Raw genomic sequence first — 20,261 nt, forward strand, 5'->3', positions numbered from 1 at the left:
AAAAGCATCCTATAGTTGTAGTATGAAGCTAGAAAAGGAATTTCATGCAACAAAAAAACAACCGATTCTACATACAAATCGGCTGTTTCTCATTATCATATACTTTTCTTGTTCACAACGCAAAATGTCTTACTATTTTCTGACCGGCTTAACTTCCATAATAATTGGAAGTATCATTGGTCGACGTTTTGTTTTTTCGTATAAAAATTGATTTAGCGTATCACGAATATCCTGTTTAATGCCAGTCCAATCAAAGCTATCTTTGCTAATGCTTTTTTCGACAATATCTTTTACACGATCTGCTGCCTCTTCTAACAATTTCTCGGACTCTCTTACATAAACGAAACCTCTCGTAATAATTTCTGGGCCTGCTGATATTTTTCTTTCTGCTTTATTTAGCGTAACAACTACTGTTAAGATGCCATCTTGGGAGAGTAACTTACGATCCCTTAATACAATATTCCCGACATCGCCTATTCCGCTTCCATCAATCAACACATTGCCAGCAGGAATTTTGCCGCCAACTCGCAGTCTTTCATCTTTTATTTCAATAATTTCTCCATGTTCCGGTATATGGATATTACCAACAGGAATACCACATTCTTTTGCAAGGTTTGTATGAGCTTTTAAAACACGATATTCGCCATGAATAGGCAAAAAGAATTTTGGTTTCATCATATTAATCATAAATTTCAATTCTTCTTGACTGCCATGATTGGAGCTATTGAAGATTTTATTACCGGATAAAACAGTTGCTCCAGCACGGTATAACATATCAATTGTTTTATAAACAAATACTTCGCTTCCAAGCAAGGTACTAGTAGAAAATAATACTGTATCTCCTTCGCCAATCAATACTTGTTTATGATTTTTCTTTGCCATTTTTTGAAGTGCTTCTACTGGCTCCCCTTTTGTTCCTGTAGTTAAAATAACAATTTGTCTTGCATCGTATTGCTTCATTTCATTAACGGAAATAATGCTATCTTCTTCCACTAATAAATAATTATATTTTAAGGCAATCGTTAAAACGCGCTGTAAGTTTTTACCCATGATAGCAACTTTGCGATTTGATTTTGCTGCTGCATCAAAAATATGTTGAATTCTATTTAAATCAGTTGCAAAACATGCGGCAATAATTCTTCCTTTTGTACGTAAAAAGGCATGAATTAGCTCTTGCGTTACTACTGCATCTGAAGTAGAATATCCTGGCTTATCCGCATCCGTACTATCAGATAATAAACATAAAACTCCTTTGTCACCAATTTTCGCCATTTCTCCATATTCCGCTTTATATAACAGTCCAGCAGTCTGATCAAATTTAAAATCTCCTGTATGAACAATTGCTCCTTCTGAAGTATGAATCGCAATAGCAATACTATCAGGAATACTGTGGTTTGTTTTAAAGAAAGTTACTGTTGTACTAGAAAAATCAAGAACGGACTCTGAGGTGATGATCTCAAAACGTGCTTGTCCTTTAAAATCTTGTTCCTTCATTTTTTCTTTCGTCAGCTCAGCCGTTAAACGAGTTGTATAAACAGGTACATCAAGTTCTCTTAAACAATAGGATAAACCGCCAATATGGTCTTCATGTCCATGTGTTAAGAAAATCCCTTTTACCCTTTCCACATTTTGTTTTAAATACGTAATATCCGGAACAACGATGTCGATTCCAAGCATTTCATTTTGTGGGTACATTAAGCCAGCGTCAATAACAAATATGTCTTCGTCCACTTCGACTACAAACATATTTTTCCCGTTCTCCCCTACTCCTCCGAGGGCGACCAGCTTTATCTTTTCATTTTTCTTCAATTTTTGTTTCCTCCTATGTTGAGTTAGTCCGACCATTGATCAGTTATGCTTATTATACTTTAAGTTAGAAAAAGTTTACAACCATTTATCATAAACATCTATTTTCAAACTAGAAAATGACAGTATTTTATGTAATTAAGTCTTCTATTTGTATCCCAAACGCGTCTTTAACAACCTGTTGAGAGAATGAAAAGCATAAACCGCCTTAGCCTTCTTTAAATAAAAAGAGGCTGAGACATAACGAAATAGATAATAAATAAAGACGAACGTTCTCTAATTTAGCACGTAAATGGTTACTTCCCTATACTGGTTATTTATGTTTTTAATAGAGTTAACTCAAACTTCTCACCATCAAATTCGTTTGCAAGTCTTGATATTACTCGGTTTAAGAACAATAAAATGGGAGGCTTGTTTTTTAAAAGGTGAAAAAGTATATACTTTTTGAAATGTGAAGGCTGTCTAGCTTCGCCGTACAGGATGTACAAGTGCCGGCCAAGACATAAGGACGTGGCGTATTTAGCCAGTCAGTGCCTAGCCCCAGTGAGTATTGCCTCCAGCCTCTAAAAGTAAAAAACACTTTTTGAGGCTGGAGAACATTTTTCTTTGGGGCTAAACAAGGCGCTTGCGCTTTTCTTAGGGGGTTGCTTTCCACTACGGGTTGCTTCGCTTTCCGCGGGGTGGGAGCTCTGAGCCTCCTCGGCGTTGCCTTGCGGGGTCTTTAGCCTTCCCACATTTCCCGCAGGAGTCTTCGCACCCTCCGTTACAAGCAACCTGTTCTAGAATAAGTTCTTGTCTTCGAATTTCATTACAGGGTATGATGACTAAACACTAGTAACGTTGATTTTTTATGTTATTATCCAACGTTGTTTTACTGAAATATTCCACTTTCAGTCTATTTCTATAATGTAGATGTTTTCACCAGTTCAACGACAACAACTAATGAATCAAAACGGCTTGATTGGAGCGGATATGCGAGACTCCTGTGGGATTAGCGAGACAGCTGAGACCCTGCAGGCCAAGGGCCGAAGCGGCTAAGCTGATCCCCACGGAAAGCGAAGTGTATACAGGCTGCGGGTGATTACTACCAACCTTCTTTTTTCACATAAATAAAAAAAACCAAACCATGATACGAAATATTTTTCACATCTTCGTATCATAAGTTCGGGTTTATCTTCGGCTGGAATACTTATGTCCCAGCTTCTTCTGTTATTAGTTATTCTTATTAAATTTAAAAATGGAAACAACGGATAATACAGCTATAATAATCAAACAAGCTATAATACTTATTCGATTTTCATCATTTATAACAAATGTAAAACAGATTAAGGTTAGTATAACAGCAGTTGCTGCCGTTATATAAGGAAATCCCCATACTTTAAAGCTTGGCGTTGTCGGATAAGACTTTCGTAATTTTATCTGTGCCAAACAGATAGTAACCCAAACAATGGACACAATAAATCCAGGGAATGCCATTAATAACGTAAATACTTCATTTTGCGCAACTAAAGCAATCATCGAACCTAACAATAAAAAAATAGACATAACAATTAAGCTGTTGATAGGAACTCCATTTTTCGTTACTTTTGCTAGAGCTTTCGGCCCTTCTCCCTCAGAAGCTAAGGAATACATCATTCTAGTACATCCATATATACCAGAGTTAGCTGCTGAAAGAACCGCAATAATCAAAATAAAATTCATTAAATGACCTGCGCCTTGAAGCCCTGTCATCGATAAAACTTGGACAAAAGGACTAGATTGATCAGTCAGTTCATTCCAAGGAATAAGACCGCAAATGATTAAAATTGGCAACGTATAAAATAAAATAATTCGAAAAATAAAACTCTTAATCACTTTTGGCAATATCTGTTCTACACCTTTTGCTTCCGTTATGGTAACACCGATAAGTTCGGAACCACCATATGAAAACATAACAATTAACAATGCCGCAAAAATGGAAGTCCAACCGTTTGGAAAGAAACCACCATGATTTGTATAATTTTCAAAATAATTTGTTTGCCCACTTGGAATGATGCCAAATAATATGCATGCACCTAAAATAATAAAAACAATAATCATGGCAATTTTTATACCGGCAAACCAAAATTCAAATTCTCCATAGTTTTTAACATTCATCATATTTATAACAATAAGCAATACGGTACAACATAAACTTAATACCCATAAAGGAACAGACGGCAGCCAATACTGCAAAAAGCTTCCTGCTACAACCACTTCAATGATACAGACAGCTAGCCATAAAATACAATATAACCATCCCGTAATAAAAGACATTCTATTGCCAAACGCTTTTTGAATAAATCCTTTCATATTTGTATTTGGATAAACAATAGCCATTTCAGCGATTGCCGCCATTACAACAAGCAATAACAATCCAGCAAATACATAAGCAAGCACGACTCCTGGCCCTGCAAGGGAAACTGTCTCAGCACTTCCCTTGAATATTCCGGTTCCAATTGCTCCCCCCATTGCCATCAAGCTTATATGTCTTGGCAATAATTTTTTTTGCAACTTGTTACTTGTGTCCATCTTGCCTTCCTCCGTACGATAAATTCTGTATATATACATACTTTTCGTTTATTTACACAATTAAGAAATAAAGAAAATTTAGTTTTTTTGATTCAAGAAATCCATTAGAATTCAAAAATTATATACTTTTTTATAATAAAGGAAGATAACTAGATAAACAAGATTTATTCGTTAGAAAACCTGACAAATCGTATATATTACTACTCCAAAATAAAGAGTGAAATAATGGTATTTTTACAATCAAAAAACGTGGATGTATTGCAAGTCCCTTCTTGCCTAAAATAGTAAATTATCTTAATTGGCATTTTTAATAACCTTTTAAGGTAGCTAAATTCCTTGTAATCCAGATTATTCAGAAATCAATCAGCTTGCTTTATGACACTTTCTCGTTTTCAATATCTATGTTTATTTTTCCATCTAAAACATCTTTGGCACGTGTTTTATCGAGTAATTGTTCCCAATTGGCTATAATAAATGTAGCAACTGCATATCCAATAATATTAACGGTTGTACGATAATTACCCATAAAGCGATCTGGAGCCAGCATTAATGCTACTGCTGCGACAGAGATAGAACCAGTTGCAGCAGCTGTGGCTGAAAGTGCGACAAAAGCAGAACCTGGAACGCCAGCCATTCCTTTTGATGTAAGCAGCAAGACGCCTAAAATAAATAGTTGATCTCCCAAACTCAAATCCACACCAGTTGCTTGTGCTAAAAACACTAGCGCAATAGATAAGTAAATGGATGCCCCATCTAAGTTAAAAGAGTATCCAGTTGGTACAACTAATCCCACTACAGCCTTATCACAGCCAGCTTTTTCAAATTTTTTCATCAACTGTGGCATAACCGCTTCAGTCGATCCTGTAGCAAATGAAAGCATAATTTCTTCACCGATATATTTAATTAATTTCCATAAACTTAGTTTTAAAAATACTTTAAAGATAATTGCTAATACAATAACAAAACCAACACATGCAACAGTCATTGCAACAAACAACTTACCAAACGAAGCCAATGTTGTTAATCCATATTGACTGACTGCAAATGCCATGGCACTAAATGTTGCAATGACTGTTAAATGCATAATGTAACCCATAATTTTAAAGAGAACACTATTCACATTTTCTAATACATCAATCAATAAGTCCGACGTTCGTCCTCCAATATGAACTAATGCAACTCCAAATAAACAAGATATTAAAAGTACTTGGAGAACCGAATTATTAGCAAAAGCACCAACAGCACTGTCAGGAATCATATTCAGGAAAAAATCACCTTCACTAGGAAGCTGCGAACCTCCAGTTTTTTCATCTACTGCATTTGTACTTAAAGTGGATGGATTAATATTTAATCCATCACCTGGATTCATTATATTAGCAACAACCATTCCGATAATTAAAGCAAATGTTGTTACAATTTCAAAGTATAGCAGCGTTTTGCCACCGATCTTCCCGACTGTTTTGATATCACCTACTTTTGCAATTCCAACTACCACCACCCCAAAGATTAGAGGAGCGATAATCATTTTAATTAATTTGATAAATCCATCACCAATCGGCTTTACAGTTGTGCCGATATTTGGCCATAAATAACCAACCAAAACCCCTAATACAATCGCTGCTATAATTTGAAAGAGCATCCCCTTATAAAACGGCTTCTTCCTCAATTTTACTTCCATGCTATTTCCCATTCTCATATCTCCTTTTTCACATAAAATTCAGAATTTTTCAATCATCTAAAATTCTATTGTGTTATATTTTCTAACATCATAACGTGAATTTTCATGCGTGTCATTGTATCTTTTTACTAAAGAATATGAGAATTTATATACAAAATGACCAAAGAAAAGAGAAGGTCTTGCTTTTCTATCTTTTATAATTTGGAATTAAAAAGTATGTGTCCTTGCACATCGCACAAAATCTAAAGATATTAGAAGGCTGTACATTATAGGAATAAAGGCAACACAATGAGCAATAGCAAAGCCTATTCCTTCTTGTAGACTTAAGTGAAGATCGCTTTGATCTCGAAACGAGAAATAATCAAACGATAGTAGAATAAAATAGAACGTTAAAAAACCAACCATTTTTTCAATAGTTGGTTTCTTTTCAGCTTATCATTAAAAAAACGATGCTAATTTTGTACGCTCTTCTTTTGTTAATGGCACTAAAGGCAGCCTAACAGAACCTACATCAAATCCTTTGAATTGAAGAGCTGTTTTCACTGGCACAGGGTTCGGCGCCATAAACAATGCTGACATAAGCGGAAGTAATTGTTTATGAAGTTTTGCTGCTTCTTCTATATTTCCTTCTAGATAAGAAGCTACCATTTTTTGCATTTCATTTCCAATTACATGAGAAGCAACAGAAATAACTCCATTACCTCCTATTGAAAGTACTGGCAACGTTAAACTGTCATCACCGCTATATAAGCAGAAATCATCAGAAGTTCCTGCAATAATTTTTGTCATTGCATTTAAATTTCCGCTAGCCTCTTTCACCGCCACAATATTGTCGATAGCAGATAAACGTATAATAGTTTCTGGTTCTATATTTATGACAGAACGGCCTGGAATATTGTAAATCATCACAGGAAGGGTCGTATTTTCTGCAATTGTTTTAATATGCTGGTATATTCCTTCTTGATTTGGCTTGTTATAGTATGGCCCTACTACCATAACAGCGTCTACTCCAATTTGTTCTGCTTGTTTTGTTAATTCAATGGAATCATATGTGTTATTACTACCTGTTCCTGCAATTACCGGAACTCTCTTCTCCACCACTGCTACCACATGTTTAAATAACGCTACTTTCTCTTGTTTCGATAACGTTGGGGATTCACCAGTCGTACCTGCTACCACAAGTGAATCTGTTCCATTTTCTAACAAACGATTAATTAACTGTGTTGTTTTTGGAAAATCAATATGTCCCTTTGCATCAAAAGGTGTGATCATGGCCGTTGAAACCCTACCAAATAAACCCATTGTTCCACTCCTATTCTCATTTTCAATCTAGTTGTGTTTATTGTACTGTTTCTTTCTCTAATTCAAATGCAGCATGTAAAACATTTACTGCTTTTTTTAAATCTTCCTGCTTCACAAGTACCCAAATGGTCGTATGACTATCAGCAGATTGTAAGATGCGAATTCCCTGTTTGGATAATGCGGTCACTATTTTAAAAGTAACCCCTGGAACACCAGCCATTCCTGCTCCAACGACAGAAACCTTTGCACATTCTTTTTCTACAACTGGTTCATATCCCATTTGCTCCAATATGTGAATAGCTTTTGAAGTCATTTCGTCTGTTACCGTATACACAACACTATTTGGAGATATATTGATGAAATCAACGCTTATTTCTTCATTAGCCATCGCCTTAAATACTTGTGCCTGCAAATCATATTGATCCTTTTTTGCAAAAACTTTTAATTGAGTTACTGGTGCCACATGGGCTATCCCAGTTACAGGTCTCTCCTTAATATCGCTTCCCATTTTATCTGGGCTTATAGACGTAACAAGGGTACCCAATCCTTTTGAATAGGTTGAACGTATCCGGATTGGCACTTTAGCCTGCATCGCAATTTCAACCGCTCTTGGATGAATTACTTTTGCTCCTTGATAAGCCATATTGCATACTTCCGTATAGGTTACAACAGGTAAAGGCCTGGCATTCTCAGCAATGCGTGGATCTGCAGTCATAATACCTTCTACATCTGTAAAAATATCAATTACTTCTGCATGTAATGCTGCTCCTAATGCTGCTGCAGAAGTGTCGCTTCCGCCTCTGCCTAATGTTGTTGTATCTCCATTTGGGGCAGATCCTTGAAACCCAGCTACTACAACTACATCATTCGTTTCCAGCTCTTTTTGTACACGTACACAATCCATTTCAATAATTCTCGCTTGATTAAAATCATTATTTGTTAAAAAGCCGGCTTGAGCACCTGTTAACGCTGTAGCCTTTATATTATTTTCCATTAATAATTGCGTAAAGACCACACTAGAAATAACTTCTCCACAAGATAAAAGCAAATCATTTTCCCGTTTGCCTAACTTATTGTTGGAACCTCCAATGAGGGATAACAACGTATCTGTTGCATATGGTTCACCTTTACGCCCCATTGCTGAAACGACCACTACCACTTTAAAACCTTGTGATAATGCATCTTGAATATGTTCTTTTGCTTGTTCACGGGATGCTTCATCTCTTACCGATGTTCCGCCGAACTTTTGTACAATTATTTTCATTATAAACACCTCTACACACTTAAAAAAAGTGCTTTCTATGAGGGTTGTTCTAATCTAGAACAGATCCTAGTCCTACCTTTAAGCTATAAATCATCACTAATATTGGATTAGGATTCTGTCCTTTGCTGTATAGACCCTCTTTTTCTTTACATATAAATAGAATAGACTCAAGCTATCGAAAAACGCAATTTTTTCGTTATTTCCCTTGTTCAGGTGTTCGGTTTTCCTTGCTAAATAAAAAAGGATAAACGACTAACTTCGCCATTTTCCTATGTATTTGTCCAATAACCCGCATTTTGTCGATCCTGTGACAACGACCATTCCGCAGCCCTGTCACCAGACGCCAACCTCAAAATTTAAAAAGGTTCTCGATTAGTCTGAGTTTTTCTCCATTCACTTTTCCTATAACCTGATTATAGACGAAAAGTTCCTTTTGAAAAAAACATTCTATTTATTTATATAGTAAGCAAAGAGTACCACTTTGTTGCTACTGTCCATGATACTTTATTTTATTTAACGAGTCCTAATTTCACTAGACTCTCAGCGATTTGAACAGAGTTCCACGCAGCACCCTTCAATAAGTTATCAGAAACAACCCACATATGGAAACCATTTTCTGTATCTAAATCTTTGCGGATGCGCCCTACAAAGACATCATTTAATCCCACGCAATCAGCAGGCATTGGATAAACTTGATTTTCTGGTTCATCTTGCAACACAATTCCTGATGCATTTTTTAGTAATTCTTTTATTTCTGTTACGGTAACATTTGGATCGTTTATCTCAAAGTAAACTGATTCTGAATGTCCTGTTGCTACAGGAATACGCACACATGTTGCTGCTACTTTCAAATCTGCGTCATGCATAATTTTTTTTGTTTCATTAATCATTTTCATTTCTTCATACGTAAAGCCATTGTCTGTAAAAACATCAATTTGCGGAACAGCATTAAAAGCGATTTGATAATGCTTTTTATCACTTTTTACTGGTAGAATTTTTGGTTCAAAACTTTCATTATGAATGATTGCTTTCGTTTGACTATTTAGTTCTTCCACTGCAGCAGCACCCGAACCGGACACTGCTTGGTAGGTAGAAACTAGTACTTTTGAAAGGCCAAATTTTTCTTTAAGCGGCTGTAAAGCAACAACCATTTGAATAGTAGAACAGTTTGGGTTCGCAATAATTCCATTATGCTGATGAAGATCCTCTTCGTTTACTTCTGGAACTACTAAAGGTACATTTTCATCCATACGAAATGCACTTGTATTATCCACTACAATTGCTCCATGCTCCACAGCATGCGGTGCTAACTCCTTCGAAACGCCTCCACCTGCACTAAATAATGCTATATCAACACCTTTAAAGCTTTCCGGCTTTGCTTCTTCTACTGTTACTTCCTTGCCTTTATAAGTAACCTTTGTCCCAGCTGAACGCTTAGAAGACAAAAGAGTTAATGTTGAAATCGGGAAATCTCTGCTTGCTAATGTTTTAATCATTTGTTGCCCTACTGCTCCAGTTGCTCCAACTACTGCTACGTTAAATCCTTTTTTTTGCTCCATTTAAGGCTCCCCTTCCAAGGTGAAAATTCTCTATAATATTAGTAATGACGGCGACAATTTTGCCGCCATCAATGAATATTCTTTATTTTAACATATTCAAGCCATATGAACAGAACCTTTTTGTCTGATTCTTTCAAAAAAAATGGAATCAGCAAAACCAAACGTCACGTTTGTTTAATCCAGAAACTTTTCAATAATTACTGGTTGAATTTGCTGGTTTTTAATAGCAGATTCAATTGTTTCTGGAAGCATAGTCATTCGCGCCACCATAGAATTCGGTTTTTTAATGGGGTCATCTTGGCCAAATGGAATAAAATAAATATGTTTTGTCGCCATTAAACGCATCAAATTTACACCATTTAATCCAAGTGCATCATTTGTTGATATACCTAAAACAACTGGTTTTTGATTTCGTAATGTTGCTTTTGCAGCCATTAGTACAGCGTTATCTGTCATTGCATTCGCAAATTTACTCATGCTATTCCCTGTTAAAGGTGCAATTACCATACAATCTAAAGGGATTTTTGGTCCGAGCGGCTCTGCTTTTACGATGCTGTCAATTGCCTCATTTCCAGTTAATTCTTCAATTTTGCTAATCCATTCCATTCCTTTTCCAAAACGAGTGTCTGTATGTTGCACATTTCCTGTTACTACGGGAACAACCTCTGCCCCTAAGCTTACCAACTTTTCTATTTGTGGAAAAACTTCTGCATACGTACAATGAGATGCAGAAATACCAAATCCAATTCTTTTTTCTTTTAAGCTCATTCTGCTTGCTCCTTTCCCTTTTGTAACTGCTCTTGTAGTAATTGGGACAAAACATCTGCAAGGATATTTCCAGCAGTTTTAGGAGCAACAATACCAGGCAGACTAGGTGCTAAAAGTGCCTTTACTCCTCTTTTCTCTGCATACTGAAAATCAGTTCCTCCAGGCTTTGAGGCAAGGTCAATAATTAATGTATGCAATGGCATGTTCTCAATTATAGAGGAGGTGACAACGAGATGTGGAATGGTGTTAATGCAAATATCGATATCCCCAACAGATTCCTTTAAGTCTTCTAATTGCACTGGTGTTAAACCCATTTCAATTATTCGGGCAATATGATCACTCTGTTTCGCTGCTACTTTCACTTTTGCACCCAATGCTTGAAATGTTCTTGCAACACTCATGCCTACACGCCCTAAGCCCAAAACGATAATATTAGAGCTATGAATAGTTGTATCTGTATGCTGTATTGCCATCATAATCGTTCCTTCTACCGTTGGAATCGAATTAAGAATCGCAACATCATCCCTGTTAAATAACTGTACTAAGGATCGGTTTGCATTTTGTGTAATACTATTTAAATAACTATTAGTAATGCCTGAGTAGACGATGCAGTGCGCTGGTGTTTTTCTTAATAATTCCTCTGTTAAAAAAACTTCCTCATTTGAGAAAATAGTATCTACCTGTCCGTCAAGATTTGTTCCTTTTACAGGCAGAATAATTGCATCCATTTTTGCGAAATCTACGCCTTCGATTTTTTCCTTCGTAGTACCGGTAAAGGCGTGATCAAGTTGTTCAAATCCAATTAAAGAAAGTAATGCATGTTGCTCTGTTAACTTTCTTACAATCTCGAGCTGTCTCGCATCACCGCCGATAACAGCGATCTTCACCCCTGTCAGCATGAATCATTTCACCTTCTTTTTAAAAATCCACTAATTAAATAAGTAATTCCTCCACTACTTCAACATCTTATGTCATCACAAGCTTTTCGGTGAGTTTCATTCTAGAATTTGCCGAAAAAACATATTAAAATAGTTAGAAGCGCTTATATTAGGATAAAAAAGGTGACTGTAACGATGGCTGTTTTTTTCGATCTTTATTTTGTGAGATCCATTCGAGGGACTCTTTCATTTTAAAATTCATTCAGAAGAAACGACTGCCGGAGGGGAAATAATGGAGGGGAAGCAAACAAAAGAGAGGTACATAAGAAAATAAGAAGCAATGCGTTTTTCCATTCAACTATTACTAGCCAAACATCACTGCTTATTTATCTTATGTATCTCTCTCATTCATCCTTTTCTGGTATATCGATAATGATCATGTCACTGCCTATTTTTTTTATATGTGACCAGGGAACCTTTAATTCTCCACCACTTCTTTTAAGTCCAAACCATTTTAATGACGGAATCAATAATGTTTTTATGTGCCCATCTTGTTCATTAATTTCTAAGTCTGTTTGTCCAAGAACACCTAGTCTTGCAGCATTTTTTACATCTACAATTTCTTTTCCACTCAGTTCACTTAATCTCATGTTTTTGTCTCCTTCTATATCACTCTTCTATCATCATATTTTCGGGAGTCATTATTTAGACTAGTTAGTAGTAGATTATTTCTTGCTATTATATTAAAGACTTAGGTAGAATACCGTCTGGACTTATTAGGGAAACAGAGTACTCATCTTTAAAAATTTGATGTGTCATTTTATTTACTGCTTCTACCGTAACTTGATCAATTTGATGGATGATTTCATCTAATGAACGGTGTTTACCCAATATCAGCTCATTTTTTCCGTTGCGGCTCATTCGGCTATTGGTACTTTCAAGGCTTAACATTAAACTTCCTTTTAACTGTTCTTTACTATTCATCAATTCTTTTTCTGTAATTCCATCGCCTTTTAAAGTAGACAATGTCGTTTGAATGGTTTCATAAAGATCATCTAATTGTTTTGCGCCAGTACCGCCATAAATAGTAACTATTCCACTATCTTGAAAAGCAGAATGATAAGAGAAAATAGAATAGGCAAGCCCTTTTTGCTCCCTCACATCTTGAAACAGTCTGCTGCTCATGCTGCCGCCTAAAATATTATTTAATGTGATAAGATTGTACATATCTTCATGCCCAACCTTTAGTCCTTCATACCCGAGGCATAAATGTGCTTGTTCTGTCTCTTTTTTCCGTGACATTTTGCTTGCATGAAATGTAGGTTTATCTATTTCTAGGTCACTGCTTCCTGCTTCAAAATGGCCAAAATACTTCTCTACTTCTGTTATAAATGATTCAGATATATTGCCGGCAATAGAAATAACAACATTTTCAGGTGTATAATGTTCGTGCATATACTGGCGTAAAGTATCTCCATTAAAGGTCGCTAATGTTTCTTCTGTTCCAAGAATTGGGTAACCTAATGGATGCTTTTCAAATACTGCTTGACTTAACAAATCATGAACAATATCATCCGGAGTATCATCATACATTTTTATTTCTTCATACACTACATTTTTTTCTTTATTTAACTCTCCTTCTTCAAAAGTGGAGTTAAAAAACATGTCTGCAAGCACTTCAAGTGCAATATTCGAATGTGTATCTAACACTTTTGCATAATAGCAAGTGTATTCTTTCGAAGTAAATGCATTTACTTGACCGCCAATACTATCAAATGACTCCGCAATTTCTCTAGCATTTCTAGTTTTTGTTCCTTTAAAAAACATATGCTCTAAAAAATGGGAAACACCATTATTTTTTTCATCCTCATTGCGAGAACCTGTTCCAATCCAAACACCAATTGCTACAGAGCGAACCGTCGGTATATTTTCTAATACAATTCGTACCCCATTTTGGCAAGTATATCTCTTTATCATGTATGTTCCTCCTGTTCTAATTGCCAATTATATAAACGTATGCGATTGCTAGTATATCTCATTCCTATTATTTTTACCAAAAAATTGTTTTTAAACAAGAAAAGTGCAAGCGCCTTGAACAGCCCCGAAGAAAAATGTTCTCCAGACTCAAAAAGTGTTTTTTTACTTTTAGAGGCTGGAGGTTATCTTTCACAGGGGCTAGGCACCGGAACTAGACAACAAGAAAGGCGCAGGGGCCTTGCTCAGCCCCGAAGAAAAATGTTCTCTTGACTCAAAAAGTGTTTTTTTTACTTTTAGAGGCAAGAGGTTATCTTTCACAGGGGCTTGGCACCGGAGCCAGACAAATAAGAAACACACATGATTTCACACTCACACCCCGGCATGAAAATTTTTTCTAAGCCGGGGTTTTACTTTTTTGTCCATTTTTCCATACTGATTAATGCTATGGGAAGTAATCTTTACGTGCGCTTTTGTGGTGGTTCGACCCTGTATAAGAAACTGTTTGGAATTTGCCTTGTGTACACCCCTTTGTTGACTCTTCAATTTTTGAGGATGATCACGTACAGAAAAATGCTGTTTGACCAAGCTTATTCCACTTTCCATAGACACTACTTTGGAGGTTGTTTTATTTGGACATTTTATTAACCCATTGTGCCGGAATGGATGTTCATCAAAAAGAGATTGTAGTTTGTGCCCTAACTGGCACTAATAATGAATCCATTCAAAAAGAAACCAAGACTTTTTCCACTTTAACCAAAAGTTTATTTGATTTATTAAAGTGGTTAGAAGAAAAACAAATTACACACATTGCTCTGGAAAGTACCGGAATCTATTGGAAGCCGGTATACAACATCCTTGAAGGATATTTCGATATTACTGTGGCCAATGCCCAACGTATTAAAAACGTTCCTGGTCGTAAGACCGATGTTTCAGATGCAGAATGGATTGCCAAGCTTCTTCGTCATGGATTGATTGAAAAAAGCTTTGTCCCTTCCCAAGATCTTCGGGAATTAAGAGATTTGAACCGTTTACGCAAGAAATGGGTTGGTAACTTAACAGCTGAAAAAAATAGAATTTCAAAGGTCCTCGAATGTTCAAACATAAAGCTTGGTTCAGTTATTTCTGATATCTTTGGGGTTTCTGGACGTAAACTTTTGAAACAGTTAGTCGATAATGGATACCTTGATAAGGCTGATGTTGATGCCAATATCCATCATTCTCTCCGCAAGAAGGCTGATACCATTTCCGATTCTCTTTTCGGAACATTAAATGAACATCAAATGTTTATGATTAAAAGCTCTTGGAATCATATCATGTATTTGGAAACTTCCATTCAAGAACTTGAAAATAGGATAGATACCCTGCTTCATTCCTATCAAGAAGAAAAAGAAATACTTTTATCTATCCCAGGTATAAAGGAACACACAGCTGCTGTTATTATTGCGGAAATCGGAACAGATATGAGCCAATTCCCTTCATCAAGACATTTAGCTTCTTGGGCTGGTGTATCACCTGGCAATAATGAAAGTGCTGGTAAAAAGAAAAGTTCCAAAAGCGTTCAAGGAAACCCACATATAAAAGCTGCTCTTTGTGAGGTTGCTTGGGCTATATCAAGGTCGAAAAATACCTCAATGTCAAATGTTTTTTGGTCTCTATCTGCAAGAAGAGGAAAGAAAAAAGCTTTACAGGCTATTGCACATAAAGTTTTAAGAATTATATATACCCTATTTATTAATAAGCAACACTTCTCTGAACCACGTCTAGCTGGTTAGACGACCTTCCATTACAATACTCTATTAAGGTTGTGATTTTTTTAAAAAATTGAGGTCACACCCTTTCTTTACTATTGTCTTTTTTCTAGAAGTCCACGCTTCAAGATTTTCTTTACACCAAAATCCTGTACCCGCCCTATCAAATAGAACACGTTACTGTATTATACAGATACCCAGAATAGCCACTCGCCCGTTTTATTTTCACAGAAAAAGTGCGGGAATCCTTGAACAGCTCGGAAGAAAAATGCTTTACTTTTTATTTACCACATTTCGTTCTTCACTTAACATCTCTGTTACTGTATTTATTTCTAATCCTTTTTTTTGAATTTGTATAATTAATTCTTCTAAAGCATTAGTCGTTGATGCTGTTGGATGCATTAAAATGATCGCTCCATTATGCACTTTTCCAGTTACTCGTTCAATCAGCTCATCTGGTGTTGGCTTTCTCCAATCAATTGTATCAATTGACCACATCACTGTACCTAATTTATACTCATTTGCCACCTTTACAGTTTCCATATTATAGCTACCGCTTGGAGGAGCAAACCAGGTTACCCCTTTTCCAGTTGTTGCTTTAATGACATCATTTGTTTTCGTTATTTCCTCTTCTGTTTGTGCAGAACTGATTTTGCTCATATCTGGATGGGTATAAGAGTGATTTCCTAGTTCATTTCCTGTTTCTACAATCATTTTTGCTAGATCAGGATTTTTCTGTGTCCATCTTCCCTCTAAAAAAAAACTTGCTTTTATATGGTATTTTTTTAAAATTGCCAAAATATCTGGCAAATACTCATTTCCCCATGCTACATTTATAACAAAGCTTACCATTTGCTTGTTAGGATTTCCTTTATAAATAGGAGTGGGAGGCAAATCTGTTAAATGAACAGAAGGCTTAACTTGTTTAAACACAAGTTTTTTTTCATTGAACTTGCCAGAAGATTTCATGTTTTTATAAGAAGCATCAACATCCACCTCTAAACCATTAATTCCTGGTATTGCCTTCCAAACAGGATCCAGCTTTGCGTTTTCAGGCTCTACTCGATAATGATTAGCCTGTTGATTTATTTCATCATATAAAGCATTTTTATTTACTCCAACTGCCACACCATTGCTTTTTAAACTATCTACATATGTATTTGACAAAGGATTGTTAACAATCACCCAAGATATCAATAATATACCTATCAAAGGAATCACTTTTTTCATTCTATTCTCCCCTCCTCTATACATTTTATGTGTAAAAGGACAAGGTAGAACGAAAGCTTTCAAATATCGTGCCTCTAGTTCATTTTTTGGTAGACGCTCATGCAACCAAATTTGCACCCTGAACAATGAAATAGACAAATTTGATTAAGTTCATTGATATGTTAAAGCGGGGACAGTCAAAATACGCGAAGACTCCTGCAGGAACTGCGAGACAGGCAAGACCCCGCAGCTAGCTCCGAGGAGACTCACCGCTCGCCCCATGGAAAGCGAAGTGTATTCCGGCTGCGGACTCATTAAAAGAGCAAAAGCCAATTTTCAGGATAGCCTACCATAATAAACAAAAAAGGTTGACTCTGTATAAAGAATTTATCCTGCAGCAATTTGCTGCAGTCATTCAGTCTTTTTAGAGTCAGCCCTTTATATTTGTTGAAATGCAGCTACGCTATATTTCACTTGTGACTTATTTTTTTGCATCTTCAGCTTGTTCTCTTTGCTCACGTAAAACCGCTTTACGAGAAAGATTCACTCTGCCTTGTTTATCTACTTCAGTTACTTTTACAAGTATTTCATCACCAAGCGCAAGAACATCCTCTACTTTTCCAATTCGCTCTTCTGCTAACTCAGAAATGTGTACAAGTCCGTCTTTGCCATTAAAGATTTCTACAAATGCACCGAATTTTTCAATTCGTTTTACTTTTCCAAGATACATTTGCCCTATAACAACTTCACGAACAATATCTTCAATGATTTGTTTCGCTTTTTTGTTCATTTCATCATTCACAGAAGATATAAATACCGTTCCATCTTGTTCAATGTCAATTTTTACGCCAGTTTCTTCAATAATTTTATTGATTTGTTTACCGCTCGGTCCAATAACATCACGAATTTTATCTGGGTTAATCGCCATCATTAATATTTTCGGTGCATAAGAAGACAATTCTTCTCTTGGTGTATTAATTGTTTCTAACATAGAATTCAATATTTGCATACGACCAATTTTAGCTTGTTGTAAAGCTTCTTCAAGAATTTGTCTTGATAACCCATCAATTTTAATATCCATTTGAAGTGCTGTTACACCTTTTTCCGTTCCAGCTACTTTAAAATCCATGTCTCCAAGATGGTCTTCCATCCCTTGGATATCTGTTAAAATACTATAATATTCCCCAGATTTAATTAATCCCATCGCAATGCCGGCAACAGGCGCTTTAATTGGAACTCCAGCATCCATCATTGCAAGTGTACTTGCACAAATACTTGCTTGTGAAGTAGATCCGTTAGATTCCAATACTTCTGATACAAGACGAATCGTATACGGAAAATCTTTTTCAGAAGGAATTACAGGTTCCATCGCTCTTTCACCTAAAGCTCCATGTCCGATTTCACGACGACCTGGTCCGCGCATTGGTCCAGTTTCTCCAACACTAAAGTTTGGAAAATTATAATGATGCATAAAACGTTTTTCTTCTTCTACGCCAAGTCCATCTAATATTTGAACATCTCCTAAAGCTCCTAATGTACAAATACTTAACGCTTGTGTTTGTCCACGAGTAAAGAGTCCTGATCCATGTGTTCGAGGTAGAATATCTACTTCAGATGAAAGTGGACGAATTTCTTCTAAACCACGTCCGTCTGGTCTTACTTTATCTTCCGTGATTAAACGGCGCACTTCATTTTTCACTAATTTATCAAGTATTTGTTTTACTTGTTTTAGTTCTTCATCACTAGCTTCTTTTTCTTCATACTTTTCAACAACAGCAGTTTTCACGACTTTAATCGCTGCTTCTCTTGCATGTTTTTCGTGTACTCTGATTGCTTCTAACATATCTTTTTCACAAATCGCACGCACATCTGCTTCAATTTCAGCATTAAGTTCATATAGTTGAACTTCTGTTTTTTCTTTGCCGATTTCTTCAACAATCTTTTCTTGGAATTCAATTAATCGTTTAATCTCATCATGACCAAACATAATAGCTTGAAGCATTACTTCTTCTGGAACTTCATCTGCTCCAGCTTCAACCATGTTAATAGCATCTTTTGTTCCAGCTACTGCTAAGTTGATATCGCTTTTTTCCGCTTGATCTACAGTCGGATTTATGACAAATTCGCCATCAATTCGGCCAACATATACACCAGCGATTGGTCCGCCAAAAGGAATATCGGATACAGATAGAGCTAAAGAAGAACCAAACATTGCTGCCATCTCAGTTGTGCAGTCTTGATCAACACTCATAACTAAACTTACTACTTGCACTTCATTACGGAAGCCATCTGCAAATAATGGTCTAATTGGTCTGTCAATTAGTCGGCTTGCAAGAATTGCTCTCTCGCTTGGTCGTCCTTCCCTTTTAATAAAACCACCAGGAATTTTACCAACTGCATACAAACGTTCCTCGTAATTAACTGTTAACGGGAAAAAATCTAAATTTTTTGGTTCTTTTGATGCGGTTGCTGTACTTAAAACAGCAGTATCTCCGTATCTTACTAAAACAGCACCATTTGCTTGTTTTGCTAATTGTCCTATTTCGACTGTGAGCTTTCTTCCAGCCCAGTCAATGGAATAAACATGTTTCTCTTGTCCCATTTATAAACCCCTCTCTACTCATTCACTTGTTAGAGGTTTTGGTCTTAAAAAGTACTACCTAAACCTACTGAATTTAATTAGTAATAATGACATTCTTTTTTGTCCAGTTCCAATGCACTGGCACTTTGGATCGGTCAGAACATTTGTATTTCAGCGATGAGCAAGAGCGCTTACGCTTTTCTTATAGTATACACATTTTGTGTTACTTAAAAACTAAATAGTTATGTAATCTTTAAGTTCATTATAATCTCTATAAGTACGAGGTCTATTTAAGTTAATTTTCCTCGATTTCCCATTTTTCCTACACAATAAAAAAGCGGGAAAAAGTATCCCGCTTTTTTAAACTATCTACGTAAACCAAGTTTGTTAATTAAAACACGGTAACGTTGAACGTCTTTATTACGTAGGTAAGTTAGTAGATTACGACGTCTACCTACCATTTTCAAAAGACCACGACGTGAGTGATGATCTTTTTTATGTGTACGTAAATGATCATTCAAAGTGTTAATTGATTCCGTAAGGACAGCGATTTGAACTTCTGGAGATCCAGTATCGTTCTCATGCGTTTTGTACTCATTGATAAGTTCGTTTTTACGTTCTTGAGTGATTGCCATCCTGTTTCACCTCCTATATCCTATTACACTAATCCCCGATTACTGAGCAAAACGTTGGTGATTCGATTTGCCAAGCAATGGTTGTTTTTAGTACGTTTATAAGGATAACCTTTTTTTAAATAAAAAGCAAGAATTTCAATTAACTTTTCTTTATAAAATAGTGAATTTGTTACCTGCTTTTCCCATTCAAAAGTCATTGAAGGGTTGTGATTTTAATTGAATATGCTGCTCTGAATAGTTGTGCTCTCAAAATGGTCCGCAGCATGCATACACTTCGCTTTCCTGCGGGCGAGCGTCGAGCCGCTT

Annotated in this window: 14 protein-coding genes; 1 reads left to right on the plus strand and 13 read right to left on the minus strand. The window is 36.1% G+C overall.

Translation table 11 applies throughout. The annotated features are described in order from the left end of the window. Positions 1-132: 132 nt before the first annotated feature. The 10 genes from AC5LWL_RS14450 to AC5LWL_RS14495 form a co-directional block, all read right to left on the minus strand. Complete coding sequence (locus AC5LWL_RS14450; RefSeq protein WP_493434956.1) at positions 133-1,845, minus strand: ribonuclease J; 1,713 nt, start codon at positions 1,843-1,845, stop codon at positions 133-135. Positions 1,846-3,018: 1,173 nt separating this feature from the next. Continuing rightward, complete coding sequence (locus AC5LWL_RS14455; protein ID WP_493434957.1) at positions 3,019-4,356, minus strand: amino acid permease; 1,338 nt, start codon at positions 4,354-4,356, stop codon at positions 3,019-3,021. A gap of 373 nt (positions 4,357-4,729) precedes the next feature. Next, positions 4,730-6,046 carry a cation:dicarboxylate symporter family transporter gene (locus tag AC5LWL_RS14460; RefSeq protein ID WP_493434958.1) on the minus strand — a complete coding sequence of 439 codons (1,317 nt, stop codon included), beginning with the start codon at positions 6,044-6,046 and terminating at the stop codon, positions 4,730-4,732. A 426-nt stretch (positions 6,047-6,472) separates the two neighbouring features. Further along, positions 6,473-7,336, minus strand: a complete 864-nt coding sequence (gene dapA / locus AC5LWL_RS14465) for a 4-hydroxy-tetrahydrodipicolinate synthase (RefSeq protein WP_493434959.1) — start codon at positions 7,334-7,336, stop codon at positions 6,473-6,475. 37 nt (positions 7,337-7,373) lie between these two features. After that, complete coding sequence (gene dapG, locus AC5LWL_RS14470) at positions 7,374-8,600, minus strand: aspartate kinase (RefSeq protein ID WP_493434960.1); 1,227 nt, start codon at positions 8,598-8,600, stop codon at positions 7,374-7,376. Between the two features lie 509 nt (positions 8,601-9,109). Beyond that, complete coding sequence (gene asd, locus AC5LWL_RS14475) at positions 9,110-10,159, minus strand: aspartate-semialdehyde dehydrogenase (protein ID WP_493434961.1); 1,050 nt, start codon at positions 10,157-10,159, stop codon at positions 9,110-9,112. 174 nt (positions 10,160-10,333) lie between these two features. Further along, complete coding sequence (gene dpaB / locus AC5LWL_RS14480) at positions 10,334-10,927, minus strand: dipicolinate synthase subunit B (RefSeq protein ID WP_493434962.1); 594 nt, start codon at positions 10,925-10,927, stop codon at positions 10,334-10,336. Then, positions 10,924-11,826 (minus strand): dipicolinic acid synthetase subunit A, encoded by a 903-nt coding sequence (gene dpaA / locus AC5LWL_RS14485; RefSeq protein WP_493434963.1) that lies wholly within the window; start codon positions 11,824-11,826, stop codon positions 10,924-10,926. Before dpaA ends, dpaB begins: the two co-directional genes overlap by 4 nt. A gap of 383 nt (positions 11,827-12,209) precedes the next feature. Then, positions 12,210-12,455 carry a YlmC/YmxH family sporulation protein gene (locus AC5LWL_RS14490; protein ID WP_493434964.1) on the minus strand — a complete coding sequence of 82 codons (246 nt, stop codon included), beginning with the start codon at positions 12,453-12,455 and terminating at the stop codon, positions 12,210-12,212. 88 nt (positions 12,456-12,543) lie between these two features. Next, positions 12,544-13,782 (minus strand): M16 family metallopeptidase, encoded by a 1,239-nt coding sequence (locus AC5LWL_RS14495; protein WP_493434965.1) that lies wholly within the window; start codon positions 13,780-13,782, stop codon positions 12,544-12,546. Between the two features lie 629 nt (positions 13,783-14,411). On the opposite strand from AC5LWL_RS14495, the gene AC5LWL_RS14500 reads away from it, so the two are divergent. Continuing rightward, positions 14,412-15,554: an IS110 family RNA-guided transposase gene (locus AC5LWL_RS14500; RefSeq protein ID WP_493432573.1), complete on the plus strand. Its 1,143-nt coding sequence runs from the start codon at positions 14,412-14,414 to the stop codon at positions 15,552-15,554. A gap of 249 nt (positions 15,555-15,803) precedes the next feature. Here AC5LWL_RS14500 and AC5LWL_RS14505 read toward each other — a convergent pair whose 3' ends face one another. The 3 genes from AC5LWL_RS14505 to rpsO all read right to left on the minus strand — a co-directional run bounded on the left by AC5LWL_RS14505 (position 15,804) and on the right by rpsO (position 19,955). Continuing rightward, a complete protein-coding gene (locus AC5LWL_RS14505; RefSeq protein ID WP_493434966.1) occupies positions 15,804-16,760 on the minus strand; it encodes a polysaccharide deacetylase family protein in 957 nt (318 codons plus the stop codon). A gap of 460 nt (positions 16,761-17,220) precedes the next feature. Further along, complete coding sequence (gene pnp, locus AC5LWL_RS14510; protein ID WP_493434967.1) at positions 17,221-19,341, minus strand: polyribonucleotide nucleotidyltransferase; 2,121 nt, start codon at positions 19,339-19,341, stop codon at positions 17,221-17,223. A gap of 344 nt (positions 19,342-19,685) precedes the next feature. Further along, positions 19,686-19,955, minus strand: coding sequence for a 30S ribosomal protein S15 (gene rpsO / locus AC5LWL_RS14515; protein WP_493434968.1), 270 nt, complete (start codon positions 19,953-19,955; stop codon positions 19,686-19,688). Positions 19,956-20,261 lie beyond the last annotated feature (306 nt).

Source organism: Niallia sp. WK069_GA_01, assembly GCF_983173855.1.